Here is an 11,922-nt window from a genome sequence, read left to right as displayed (position 1 = left end):
GATGTGCGTAACGCATGGTGTGTCTCCTGGCTATTGTGTTTGTTGCGGAGTTGAAAAGCGTAGAGCAAAGGTCGGGCCAGTGCCGTGCACCCCTTGTAGATCAAGGGCTTTGCCTGATGCGGTGAGGAAGTTAGGGGCGCGGCTGTGGCAACAGTGGCACGCCTGTCGTGACATTTTGTACCGCTCCCGGTACAGCATATGACTCAGTGGTCAGCGTGTCGTTGCAATGCGCTGACAGGTGGAGGATGCTGGCGCAACGCTCTATCTGCGGAGAAGAACAACAATGCAGAGCAACTCGTTCAGCCGCCATGCCCACCAGGTGCTCACGGTCGCCAGCGGTCAGGCCAGTGGGCCAGGCAGCGACCCTTCGATCGCGCGCTCCTGGCTGCGTTGCCTGGAGGACTATCATCTCGACCCGGCCCAGGCCCAGGCGCCTGTGGTGCTGGAGCATGGTCGCCTGCTGGAAAGCCGCGAACGCCTGCAGCAGGTGCTGCAGATCGCCGACACTGAGATGAACAGCCTGCACCAGCAGCTTTCCGGCGCTGGCCATGCCGTGCTGCTGACCGATGCTCGCGGCGTGATCCTCAACTGCGTGACCGCCCCCACCGAGCGGCGCATCTTCGAGCGTGCCGGGCTGTGGCTGGGCGCCGACTGGAGCGAGGCTCGCGAAGGCACCAATGGCATCGGCACCTGCCTGGTCGAGCGCCAGGCCTTGACCATTCATCAAGGTGAGCACTTCCGCGGCCGGCATACCGGCCTGACCTGCTCGGCGAGCCCGGTGTTCGATCCACACGGAGAACTGCTGGCGGTACTCGATGTGTCTTCGGCCCGCCCGGAGGTCTCGCGACAGAGCCAGTTCCACACCATGGCGCTGGTCAACCTGTCGGCAAAAATGATCGAGAGCTGCTACTTCCTGCGTCATTTCGAGCATCAGTGGCTGCTGCGCTTCCACCTGCAGGCCGAGTCGGTCGGGCTGTTCAGTGAAGGGCTGGTGGCATTCGACGGTGACGGCCGGATCTGCGCGGTCAACCAGAGCGCGCTGAACCTGCTGGGCACCATCCGCGGCGGTATGCTCGGCAAGCCGGTGGGAATGTTCTTCGCCTGTAGTCATGACGAACTGTTCAGTCGTGCCACACCCCAAGGCAGTACGGCCTGGCCGCTGCATACCCGCGATGGCCGCCAAGTGTTCGCCACCCTGCGTGGCCAGGCGCGGGCATCCGCCTGGTCGGTGCCGGCGAGCCTGCCCGAGGTCCGGCATGACATTCCCACGGGTATTTGCGTGGTCGACCCTGCACTGGAGCAGGACTTGCGCCGCGCCGTGCGAGTGTTCGAACGTGACGTGCCGCTGCTGCTGTGCGGCGAGACCGGCTGCGGCAAGGAGGCGTTCGCCCAGGCCGTGCACCAGGCCAGTCAGCGTCGCGACAAGCCATTCGTGGCCATCAATTGCGCGTCGATCCCGGAGAGCCTGATCGAGAGTGAGCTGTTCGGCTATCGCGGTGGCAGTTTCACCGGGGCACGCAAGGAGGGCATGCGCGGCAAGCTGCTGCAGGCCGACGGTGGCACCTTGCTGCTCGACGAGATCGGCGACATGCCGCTGGCCCTGCAGACTCGCCTGTTGCGGGTGCTGGAGGAGCGCCAGGTGGTGCCGATTGGGGGGGAGCCCCAGGCGGTGGATGTACGGATCATCAGCGCCACCCACCGTGACCTGTTGGAACGGGTGAGCGAGGGCAGCTTCCGCGAGGACCTGTATTACCGGCTCAACGGCCTGGAAGTGGCGCTGCCGGCGTTGCGCGAGCGCAGCGACAAGGCCCAGTTGCTCGATTTCCTGTTGCGCCAGGAGGCCTCTGGCGAGGCCATCGACCTCGCACCGTCCGCTCGTCAGGCGTTGCTGGAGTTTGCCTGGCCGGGCAACGTGCGGCAGATGCGCAATGTGCTGCGCACGCTGGTCGCTCTGTGTGAAGACAATCGCATCGAGTTTTCCGACTTGCCAGCCATCGTGAAAGCGGGCGCCGACTCGATGGGAGCGGGTTTGGCCCGCGAGCGCGTCGAGGATGTCGACCCTGCTGGCGCCACTGCGGGGCAGGCCCGATCCCACAAACATCCCGCCACGCTCGAGCATGCCGAGCGGGACGCGCTGCTGACCGTGCTAGAGGCAAAACACTGGCACATGACGCATGTCGCCGAGCATCTGGGCATCAGTCGCAACACCTTGTATCGAAAACTGCGCAAACACGGCATCGCCAGGGCGGGTTGAGCGAAACAGCGAGTGCGATTTCCCTCGCCCTGGGCTAACCTGCCCCGAAGTTTTGCGAGGTCGACCATGCACATTCACATTCTCGGTATTTGCGGCACTTTCATGGGTTCGCTGGCGGTGCTGGCCAAGGAGCTGGGCCATCGGGTCACCGGCTCCGACGCCAACGTCTACCCTCCCATGAGCACTCAGTTGGAGGCCCAGGGCATCCAGTTGACCCAAGGGTACGATCCGGCCCAGCTGGAGCCAGCGCCTGACCTGGTGGTGATCGGCAACGCCATGTCCCGGGGCAACCCGGCCGTGGAGTACGTGCTGAACAAGGGGCTGCCCTATGTCTCCGGCCCGCAGTGGTTGGCCGATCACGTGCTGCAGGGCCGTTGGGTGCTGGCAGTGGCCGGCACCCACGGCAAGACCACCACCAGCAGCATGCTGGCATGGGTACTGGAACATGCAGGCATGAGCCCGGGCTTCTTGATCGGCGGCGTGCCGCAGAACTTCTCGGTATCGGCACGCCTGGGCGGCACGCCGTTCTTCGTCGTCGAAGCCGACGAGTATGACAGCGCCTTCTTCGACAAGCGTTCGAAGTTCGTCCATTACCACCCCCGTACGGCGATCCTCAACAATCTTGAATTCGATCATGCGGATATCTTCCCGGATTTGGCGTCCATCGAGCGGCAGTTCCACCATTTGGTGCGAACCATCCCTAGCGAAGGCCTGGTCATCCACCCCACCACAGAACAGGCCTTGGAGCGCGTCATCGGCATGGGTTGCTGGACGCCGGTGCAAACCACAGGCGAGGGCGGCCAATGGCAGGCGCGCCTGCTGAGCGCCGATGGCTCTCACTTCGAGGTGTTGTTCGAAGGCGTGGTCCAAGGGGTTGTCCAGTGGGAACTGACCGGCCAGCACAACGTCGCCAACGCCCTGGCGACCTTGGCTGCAGCTCGCCATGTGGGGGTGGCGCCGACCATGGCCATTGAAGGCCTGAGCGCCTTCAAGAGCGTTAAGCGGCGGATGGAAAAGGTCGCCGAGGTTCAAGGCGTGACCATCTATGACGACTTCGCCCACCACCCGACCGCCATCGCCACCACCCTCGACGGGCTGCGCAAGCGCGTCGGCGAGGCGCCGGTGATCGCGGTGATCGAGCCGCGTTCCAACTCCATGAAGTTGGGTGCCCACCGTGACGGCCTGCCGGACAGCGTCGAGCACGCCGACCAAGTGATCTGGTACGCCCCCCCCAACCTGGGCTGGGACCTGGCGGCCACCGCAGCGCAGTGCAAGGTACCCTCGGTAGTGGCCGACAGCCTCGAGGCGATCATCGAGCGGGTCAAAGGCCAGGCGCGCCCAGGCACCCACGTGGTCATCATGAGCAACGGCGGCTTTGGCGGGCTGCACGGCAAACTGGCCGAGGCCCTCAAGTGAGCGGGCCGGAGCGCATTACCCTGGCCATGACCGGCGCCTCCGGCGCGCAATATGGCCTACGCCTGCTCGATTGCCTGGTGCGCGAGGACCGGGAGGTGCACTTTCTGATCTCCAAGGCCGCGCAATTGGTGATGTCCACCGAGACCGACGTGGTACTGCCGGCCAAACCTCAAGCGATGCAGACCTTCCTCACCGAGTACACAGGGGCTGCCGACGGGCAGATCCGCGTGTACGGCAAGGAAGACTGGATGGCGCCGGTGGCCTCCGGCTCCGGCGCGCCGGCGGCGATGGTGGTGGTGCCGTGCTCCACCGGAACGTTGTCGGCCATCGCCACGGGAGCCTGCAACAACCTGATCGAGCGTGCCGCGGACGTCACCCTCAAGGAGCGCCGCCAGTTGATCCTCGTGCCCCGCGAGGCGCCGTTCTCGACCATCCACCTGGAGAACATGCTCAAGCTGTCGCAGATGGGCGCGGTGATCCTGCCGGCGGCCCCAGGCTTCTATCACCAGCCCCAGACCATCGACGATCTGGTCGACTTCGTCGTGGCGCGCATCCTCAATCTGCTGAACATCCCCCAGGACATGCTGCCGCGCTGGGGTGAGCATCATTTCGGGGCTGACGATTGAGTCGACTGTTGATGGGGCTGCTGGCGGTAGTGCTGCTCAGCGGCTGCGCGACCGTGCGCACCTTGGATGCCAACAAACCCGGGGCACCGGTCGTGTATGCAGGAACGCGGTTGGACCTGTATGTGATGAACGGCGGCTGCTGCCCCGAGGATCGCTTTGGCGCCCAGGCGCCGGCTTACCCGGGGCTGGACCTGCCGGGCAGCGCATTGCTGGACACATTGCTATTGCCATTGTCGTTGCTGACCGCGGCAGGGGTGGGGTTCAACGCCACGGGCGGTCTGTGAGGGCGTTTATCGGATGAACCCGCTCCCAACGGGCCTTGCGCAGGTCAGGTGGGAGCGGGTTTGCCAGCGCTAGGCTATTTCTTGCCCAGCTTGCGCAACTCGTCGGACTCGACGATCCGAATCCCGTCCTCTTCCTCCAAAGCTAGGCGCCACAGTGCTCGGGCCAGGGTGCAGGCTTCGATGCCCCGGTACTTGCCAGGGATCAGGCGGGCGAAGGGGGCGGCAATGCGTTCGCTTGCCCGGGGTTCGACACGGTCTCCCAGCAGCAGCGAAGGTCGGACGATGGTCAATTGTGGCCAGTCCTGGGCCTTGAGTGCTTCTTCCATCTCGCCCTTGACCCGGTTGTAGAAGATCGACGATTTGGGGTCGGCGCCCAGGGCGCTGACCACCAGCAGGTGACGGGCGCCCATTTCCCGGGCTCGTTTGCTGAAGGCGACGACCATGTCCAGGTCTACGGCGCGGAACGCGGTTTCCGAGCCTGCCTGCTTGAGCGTGGTGCCCAGGCAGCAGAAGGCGATATCGACGCGACCGGCCAGTTGCGGGAGAAACACGGCCGGATCACCCACGGGGTTTTCCAAGTGTGGATGTTCGGCCAGCGGGCGGCGGGTCGGCGCCAGCACCCGGCTGATGGTGGGCTCGTTGAGCAGGCGGTCGAGCAGGTGTTCACCCGTAAGACCCGTGGCTCCGGCAAGCAGGACATGCTGAGGCGTCAAGTACATGATGTCTCTCCCTTTGTTACTACCAAGCTTAGTGGGCCTCAGGTGTTTTTGCCTGGTCCCCACGCACTGGTTGAGCTTCATTGCGCAAGGCTTCCTCGGCCTGTTGCCGGCGCAGGCTCTGCCAGTGTGCAAGCACTGCAGGCGGTGCCCAGAGCTGCGGCTCGGAGGCTTCGAAACCTTCCCTTCTTTCACGTTCGGCAACACTGGCGCGCGCCAGTTCGAAGGCCTGCTTGAGGTCGTCGGTCTGATTCAGCGCCTCGGCGAACAAGGCGTCGCCGAAATAGGTGAAATCAGCCTCTTCCGAACAGCCGAAGGACACCCGGTCGGGGCGCGCCGCAGTCATGATCAGCGTGCGGTCGTTCTTGAGCGGGGCGATATAGCCACCTGAATAGCAGGCCGAGATCACAATGACCTTGTCGCGCTCCTTGAGCGGAGCCAAGGCGCTGGCTAATTCGTCGGCGGACAGGTCCGCCAGTTGCAGGCGGGGCTGGTCGAATACCAGTTGGTGGTCAGGGCTGCCGTGGCTGGTGAGGTAGATGAAAATCAGGTCTTCAGGGCCGCTGCGCTCGGCCAGGGTGCGCGCGGCACGGGTAAGGTTCTCGCGAGTGGCCATGGGACGGTCGGCCATATGGTCGCGGTGGTTGACCAAGGTAATCTGGCCATGGGCGCCGAAGCGGATCTTGAGCATATTGCTGACGTAGTCGGCCTCACGCAGAAACACGCTCTGCTGGCCGTCGCCTGCCACAACTAGGCTGTACAGCTGGATGGGCGGTTGGGAAGGCGGCACGCTGGCCAGCGACCGCTCGAGCAGTTGGCCTTGGTTGAGCAAGGCCAGATCCAGCGGGTCGGGGAGCAGCTTGTTCTTCTCGTCGCGTACCCGTACGCCCTTGACCCAATAACCGCCTTCGACCTTGCCGTTGGCCTGGATCAGCCGGCCATGTCCCTGGTAGGTGTCGTTTTCGAAACTGCCCACATACTGGCTACCGTCGGCGAGTTGCAGGTGGCCTTTGCCGCTGAACTGCCAGTCGCGAAAGCCGCCTTTGTAGCGGCTGCCATCGCTGCCGAGCATCTCGCCCTGGCCGTCGAGGGTGCCGTCTTTGAAGTCACCGATCCATACATCGCCCTCAGCGTTCTCATAACGTCCGCGGCCTTCGAGGCGGTTGTCCTTGAACTCGCCGATGTATTGCTCGCCTTCGACGCTGTCGTAGGTGCCGGCTCCCTGGAGCAAGCCGTCGACGAAGTGGCCACTGAACTGATTGCCGTTGGCATCGCTGCGGACGCCGGCGCCGTTGGGTTTGCCTTTGGCGAACAAGCCTTGGTAGCGGCTGCCGTCGGCCAGCTCCAGTTCGCCGGCGCCTTCGTACTGGTCGTTGGCGAACTGGCCGCGGTAGGTCTGGTCGTTTTGCTTGAGGGTGCCTTCGCCGTCGCGCCGGCCATGCTTGAAGGTGCCAGCGTAGTGGCTACCGGGTGTGGTCAGATCGCCCAAGCCATGGAACAGGCCTTCGGCGAACTGACCTCGGTAGATCTCGCCATTACTGCCGTGCCACTCGCCCTGGCCATGCCATTGGCCGTTGAGGAAAGTGCCGGCGTACCAACTCCCATTGGGGTAGTCGATGCGCCCTTCGCCCTGCAGGAGGCCGTCGACCACCTGCCCTCGGTAGCGGCCCCCATCGGGCAGGCGGGCGTCCGGTGGCGACAAGGGTTCGCCTTCGCCACAAGCGGCGAGCAGCAGGATCAAGGTGAAGGGCAGCAGTGCGCGCATGGCGGATTCCGGGCAAACGATGCGTCGAGTATGCCGCAGAATGCGCCGGCGAAGGTACTGGGCGCCGCACGCCGGCCCCTTCACGAGTGAACCGCTCCCACAGGTTTTGCGGTGCTTTTGATGGAAGCGCCGCACCTGTGGGAGCGGTTCACTCGTGAAGGGCTGGCAGGCGGCCTCGAGTCAGACGAAGCACAACGAGAGTGGCTCGGCGATGTAGGCCGGTTTTTCCTCGCCTTCAATTTCCAGGGTGGCGGTGATCTTGAGCAGCCATTGTCCGGGTTTCTTCTCCGTGGCGTCGGCCAGCTCGACTTTCAGGCGCACCCGGCTGTCCACCTTTACCGGCTGGATGAATCGCACGCTGTCCAGCCCGTAGTTGAGCGCCATCTTCAGACCTTCGGGCAGGACGAGGATGTCCTCCATCAACTTGGGAATCAGCGAGAGGGTCAGGAAACCGTGGGCGATGGTGCCGCCGAATGGCGTCTTGGCGGCCTTGTCTGGGTCGACATGGATGAACTGGAAGTCCCCCGTGGCCTCGGCAAACAGGTTGATGCGCTGCTGATCGATCTTCAACCACTCGGAACGTCCCAGTTCCTTGCCGACATACTGCGATAACGCGCTAACAGGTACATAGGGCATCGCGACTCTCCAGGTTGTCTTGCTGCTCGATTTGGTACGGCAGTGCAAGATCATCACGGTCGCCCCGTTACAGTCAAGTTGTCATCTTTTCGCCGCAAATCGGCTTACTAGGGCTGCAGGGTGCATGCTTATAATGGCCGCACTGCCTGGAGGAGATCCTTATGCTGTTGCGTGGTTTGACCTGGCTGGTGTTGTTTCAACTGCTGGGGACGGCGATCAATCATCTGTTCGTGCCCATCTTGCCGGGACCGATCATTGGCCTGCTGCTGTTGCTGGTATCGCTGATGGTGCGAGGTGAAGTGGGCAAGCCTTTGAGTGAGGCGTCCGGTAGCCTGCTGCGCTACCTGCCGTTGTTGCTGGTGCCGCCGGCGGTGGGCGTGATGGTCTATGCCAAGGACATCGCCGCGGACTTCTGGGCCATCGCTGGCGCCTTGGTGATTTCCTGCCTGGTGACCCTGGTGTTCGTCGGCGTACTGATGCAAAAGCTCATCAACCGCCAAGGCAAGCACAAGGAGCAGCCATGATGTTCGACTGGCAAGGCGCGCTCGACGCGGTCATCCACCACCCTCTGTTCGGCATCGGCATCACTTTGGGGGCCTATCAGGTGGTGCTGGCGGCCTACGAGAAAACCCGCTGGATCTTCCTGCAACCGGTGCTGATGTCGATGGTGCTGGTCATCGGCGTACTGCTGGCGTGTGGCATCGATTACACCGAGTATCGCAAGAGCACCGAGATCCTCTACATCCTCCTGGGCCCGGCCACCGTCGCCTTGGCTGTGCCGCTCTACCTGAACCTGCGGCGGATCCGCCAACTGTTCTGGCCGACATTTACTACGCTGGTAATCGGAGGCCTGTTCGCCACCGTGGCGTGCCTGGCGCTGGGGTGGTGGTTCGGGGCCGAGCACATGATCCTGATGACCATGGCGCCAAAGTCGGTGACATCACCCATTGCCATGCTGGTGGCCGAGCAGATTGGTGGCGTTGCGGCCCTGGCAGCGGTGTTCGTGCTGATCACCGGGGTGATCGGGGCAATCTTCGGCCCGGCTTTGCTGACCCGCTTTGGCGTGCTCAGCCCCGAGGCGCGCGGCATGTCTCTGGGCATCACCGCCCATGCGGTAGGCACCTCGGTTGCCTTGCAGGAAAGTGACGAATGCGGCGCCTTCGCCGCGCTGGCGATGAGCCTGATGGGCGTGGCCACGGCGGTGTTCCTGCCGTTGGCGGTCAGCCTGCTGGTGTGAGGAATGAAGATGACGCTACCGCTGTTTCCCCTCGATACCGTGCTGTTTCCCGGCTGCCTGCTCGATCTGCAGATTTTCGAGGCGCGCTACCTGGACATGATCAGCCGTTGCATGAAGCAGGGCGGTGGGTTCGGCGTGGTGTGCATCCTCGAGGGCGAGCAGGTCGGCAAGGCGCCGCCGGTGGTGGCCTCGGTCGGCTGCGAGGCGCTGATCCGCGACTTCGTGCAGCAGGAAAACGGCTTGCTGGGCATTCGCGTGGAAGGTGTGCGGCGTTTTCGCCTGGAGCAGACCGAGGTGCAGAAAGATCAGTTGATGGTCGGCGATGTGCACTGGCTGCCGGAGCTTGCGGACAGCGCGCTGTCCGAGCGGGATGACGATCTGCTGGCGCTGCTGCAAGCGCTGGGTGAACACCCGATGGTGGCGGCTCTGGATATGCCGCGGGCCGTGGATGGATGCCAGTCCCTGGCCAACCAGCTGGGCTACCTGTTGCCGTTCATGGAAGAAGACAAGCTCGACCTGTTGGCCATCGACTCGCCGCAGTTGCGGCTCGAGGCCATCCAGAACCTGCTGGACCGCATCCAGGGCGAGCTGTTCGCTTGAATTGCCCGGTGCAGCGCAGTAGATGCAACGGTCCGTTGCATTGCTTGTCTGGGCCCTTTCGCGGGTAAACCCGCTCCTGCAGAAACGACGCAAGAGCGGTGGGAGCGGGTTTACCTATGAATGCGGCGGTGAGTACACCGAACGGGTCGCGTCTCAATATTGGTAGCGCAACAGCGCCTGGGGTAGGGCGTGCAGGGCGAAGAACGCCAACAGGGCAACGCAGGCCGGCAGTACCAGCCACCACACGCGCAGTGGCAAGGCCTGAAGCGGTTGGCGATGCTGCACCAGGGTCAGGCTCAGCGCGCAGACGCAACACGCCAACAGCGCTCCGGCAAGGATATCGGTCGGCCAATGGGCCCCCAGGTATACCCGCGACAAGGCGATCGCCAGTGCCGGCAGGCAGCCCAGCATCACCCAGGTCAGGCGCATGCGCGGCGGCTGGCCGCGTCCGGCCAGCACTGCCAGCACCAGGAAGAACGCAAACGACGCCGAGCTGTGGCCGCTGGGCATGCTGTAGCTGGTCAGTGGGTCGGTCAGTACTTCGGGGCGTGCGCGAGCGAATAGCCATTTCAACGTGCCGTTGGCGATCGCCGTACCCATCAGCGCGCCACCGGCGAACAGGGCATGACGCCACTGCCGTGCCAGCAACAGAAGCCCGGTGAGCAAGCCGCCCAGGAACAGTTGAGTACGAAAATCTCCCAAGCGGGTGATCAGCACCACGGCGCCATCGACTGCCTGGCTACGGTGCTCCTGCACCAGGGTCATGATTCCTTGGTCGAATTCGTGCAGAAATGGCCAGCCCAAGAAGATGCCTGCCAGGGCGAGGAAGCTCAGGCCGGCGATCAGGCGTGTGCCGTAGCGCTGGTCACGCAGGCTGCTGTTGAGGCTAAAGCCGATCAGCACCGCCAACGTGCCGGCGATGACGCCTGCATCCAGCCAGAACCCTTCCGGCAGAGGTAGGCGCATAGCCGCCCCGGTGGCCCAGCCCGGCAACAGGTAAGCCACCGACCAGCCGGCGCCGGCCAGCAGGCTGACGGCGATGAAGCGCGGCAGCGGCATGTCGAACATGCCTGCGACCATGGGCAGCATCGGTCGCAGCGGGCCGATGAAGCGTCCTACCAGCAAGCTGGCGATACCATAACGCTGGAAGTAAGCCTCGGCGCTGCCGATCCATTCCGGATGATGGCGCAATAGCGGCAGGCGGCGGATGTTCTGATGGAACCGCTTGCCCAGTGAGTACGACACCGCGTCCCCCAGCAGCCCGCCGAGAAAGCCCAGCAGCAATGTCTCGCCGAGGCTGAAGGTGCCGCTGCCGGCCAGCACGGCCACGGCGAATAGCAGAACGGTCCCCGGCACGATGATGCCGGCGATGGCCAGGCATTCCACGCAGGCCACCAGGAAAATCGCCAGGCCAAGCCACTGGGGGTTGGCGCTGAGCCAGCCGGTCAGGCTGTCGAGCCATTGGCCCATGGGGTCAGCTTCCTTGTTTCAGGATGGAAAAATCACGTCCTTCGACTTGGCCCCGGCGCAGCGGGTTCCGTGTACAAAAGCGCGCGTATTCGGCATCGACGAAGCGGTAGGGGAGATGTTCGTCGCGGCCATGGGGGATGCCCAGGCGGGTGGTCTGGATCACCTGCGCTACCACTGCACCGCAGTCCTCGACATACAGGCGCTCTGGGTCGAAACGCTTGGCGTCCCAGTTCGGCACTTTCAGGCCCAGGGCTCGACATAGCAGGGTCTGCCCCGCGCACAGGCGCTCGGCCGGGCGCAGGTTGCCGCTGGCATCGGGATTGTTCAGTTGCATCTGCGCCAGGCTGTTGGCATCTGAAATCGCGTCCACCCAGGGGTAGGCGGATTTTATCAGCACGGCATTGCCCGGGCCGTGGGCGCTGAAGTTCAGCGAGTCGCCGCCGCGGGCGTAGTACATGTAGATGTGCCCACCATCAAGGAACAGCGCCTTGCGCTTTTCGGTGTAGCCGAGCGAGGCGTGGCTGCCTTTGTCGGTGAGGTAATAGGCCTCGGTCTCGATGATGCGTGCCGCGAGCCAGAGATTGCCCTGGCGATGGCGGATCACCTTGCCCAAAAGGTCCCGGGCCAAGGTCTGGGCGTCTCGGTCGAAGAAGCTGTCGGGCAGGGCGCGGGCCGGGCAGGGGGCTGTGTCTGGCATGCGGTCGGCTCGTGGTGGTCGGGGCGCAGATGATAGCAATTAATGGCTTAATCGAGGCTGAACCGAGGGGCAGCAGTGCCCCTTTCGCGGATAAAGCCGTTTTCGCATGCGCTGTGTCGTTTTCTGGGCCAGCAGGTTGCCCCATGATCGGTTTGGCGCAATTTCGATATGGGTAGTTACATCTTTCCTACAGATCCTGTCGCTCATTTTCGACCATCCGC

At 63.8% G+C, this 11,922-nt stretch carries 12 protein-coding genes; 7 read left to right on the top strand and 5 right to left on the bottom strand.

The genetic code is table 11. The features are described from left to right. The first annotated feature begins 283 nt into the window (after positions 1-283). The 4 genes from HMPREF3173_RS21905 to HMPREF3173_RS21890 all read left to right on the top strand — a co-directional run bounded on the left by HMPREF3173_RS21905 (position 284) and on the right by HMPREF3173_RS21890 (position 4,580). Positions 284-2,254 (top strand): sigma-54-dependent Fis family transcriptional regulator, encoded by a 1,971-nt coding sequence (locus HMPREF3173_RS21905; protein ID WP_070576674.1) that lies wholly within the window; start codon positions 284-286, stop codon positions 2,252-2,254. 66 nt (positions 2,255-2,320) lie between these two features. Further along, a complete protein-coding gene (gene mpl / locus HMPREF3173_RS21900; RefSeq protein WP_070576670.1) occupies positions 2,321-3,670 on the top strand; it encodes a UDP-N-acetylmuramate:L-alanyl-gamma-D-glutamyl-meso-diaminopimelate ligase in 1,350 nt (449 codons plus the stop codon). After that, a complete protein-coding gene (gene ubiX / locus HMPREF3173_RS21895; protein WP_043211143.1) occupies positions 3,667-4,296 on the top strand; it encodes a flavin prenyltransferase UbiX in 630 nt (209 codons plus the stop codon). Before mpl ends, ubiX begins: the two co-directional genes overlap by 4 nt. After that, the gene (locus HMPREF3173_RS21890; protein WP_070576668.1) at positions 4,293-4,580 is read left to right on the top strand and encodes a YceK/YidQ family lipoprotein; all 288 of its coding nucleotides are present in this window, start codon (positions 4,293-4,295) and stop codon (positions 4,578-4,580) included. The genes ubiX and HMPREF3173_RS21890 overlap by 4 nt, the downstream gene beginning before the upstream one ends. Positions 4,581-4,654: 74 nt before the next feature. Here HMPREF3173_RS21890 and HMPREF3173_RS21885 read toward each other — a convergent pair whose 3' ends face one another. The 3 genes from HMPREF3173_RS21885 to HMPREF3173_RS21875 all read right to left on the bottom strand — a co-directional run bounded on the left by HMPREF3173_RS21885 (position 4,655) and on the right by HMPREF3173_RS21875 (position 7,697). After that, positions 4,655-5,299: an oxidoreductase gene (locus HMPREF3173_RS21885; protein ID WP_043211149.1), complete on the bottom strand. Its 645-nt coding sequence runs from the start codon at positions 5,297-5,299 to the stop codon at positions 4,655-4,657. A gap of 28 nt (positions 5,300-5,327) precedes the next feature. Continuing rightward, the gene (locus tag HMPREF3173_RS21880) at positions 5,328-7,061 is read right to left on the bottom strand and encodes a C13 family peptidase (protein WP_070576665.1); all 1,734 of its coding nucleotides are present in this window, start codon (positions 7,059-7,061) and stop codon (positions 5,328-5,330) included. Positions 7,062-7,241: 180 nt separating this feature from the next. Continuing rightward, positions 7,242-7,697: a MaoC family dehydratase gene (locus HMPREF3173_RS21875; RefSeq protein WP_070576663.1), complete on the bottom strand. Its 456-nt coding sequence runs from the start codon at positions 7,695-7,697 to the stop codon at positions 7,242-7,244. 161 nt (positions 7,698-7,858) lie between these two features. Here HMPREF3173_RS21875 and HMPREF3173_RS21870 point away from each other — a divergent pair, with 161 nt between their 5' ends. Genes HMPREF3173_RS21870 through HMPREF3173_RS21860 form a run of 3 tightly spaced genes read left to right on the top strand, consistent with a single transcriptional unit; the run spans position 7,859 to position 9,534 of the window. Further along, on the top strand, positions 7,859-8,221 hold the full coding sequence (locus HMPREF3173_RS21870; protein WP_070092174.1) for a CidA/LrgA family protein: 363 nt from the start codon (positions 7,859-7,861) through the stop codon (positions 8,219-8,221). Then, positions 8,218-8,934 (top strand): LrgB family protein, encoded by a 717-nt coding sequence (locus HMPREF3173_RS21865; protein ID WP_043211158.1) that lies wholly within the window; start codon positions 8,218-8,220, stop codon positions 8,932-8,934. The genes HMPREF3173_RS21870 and HMPREF3173_RS21865 overlap by 4 nt, the downstream gene beginning before the upstream one ends. 9 nt (positions 8,935-8,943) lie before the next feature. Further along, positions 8,944-9,534 carry an LON peptidase substrate-binding domain-containing protein gene (locus HMPREF3173_RS21860; protein ID WP_043211231.1) on the top strand — a complete coding sequence of 197 codons (591 nt, stop codon included), beginning with the start codon at positions 8,944-8,946 and terminating at the stop codon, positions 9,532-9,534. Between the two features lie 153 nt (positions 9,535-9,687). Here the strand turns inward: HMPREF3173_RS21860 and HMPREF3173_RS21855 are convergent, their stop codons facing one another. Both HMPREF3173_RS21855 and HMPREF3173_RS21850 read right to left on the bottom strand, forming a co-directional pair. Continuing rightward, positions 9,688-11,004 carry a bifunctional DedA family/phosphatase PAP2 family protein gene (locus HMPREF3173_RS21855; RefSeq protein WP_070576660.1) on the bottom strand — a complete coding sequence of 439 codons (1,317 nt, stop codon included), beginning with the start codon at positions 11,002-11,004 and terminating at the stop codon, positions 9,688-9,690. Between the two features lie 4 nt (positions 11,005-11,008). Further along, on the bottom strand, positions 11,009-11,701 hold the full coding sequence (locus tag HMPREF3173_RS21850) for a DNA-3-methyladenine glycosylase (protein ID WP_070576657.1): 693 nt from the start codon (positions 11,699-11,701) through the stop codon (positions 11,009-11,011). Positions 11,702-11,922 lie beyond the last annotated feature (221 nt).

The organism is Pseudomonas sp. HMSC08G10, from assembly GCF_001808425.1.
GTDB lineage: Bacteria > Pseudomonadota > Gammaproteobacteria > Pseudomonadales > Pseudomonadaceae > Aquipseudomonas > Aquipseudomonas guariconensis.
This window is presented reverse-complemented; position numbering and strand designations above follow the sequence as displayed.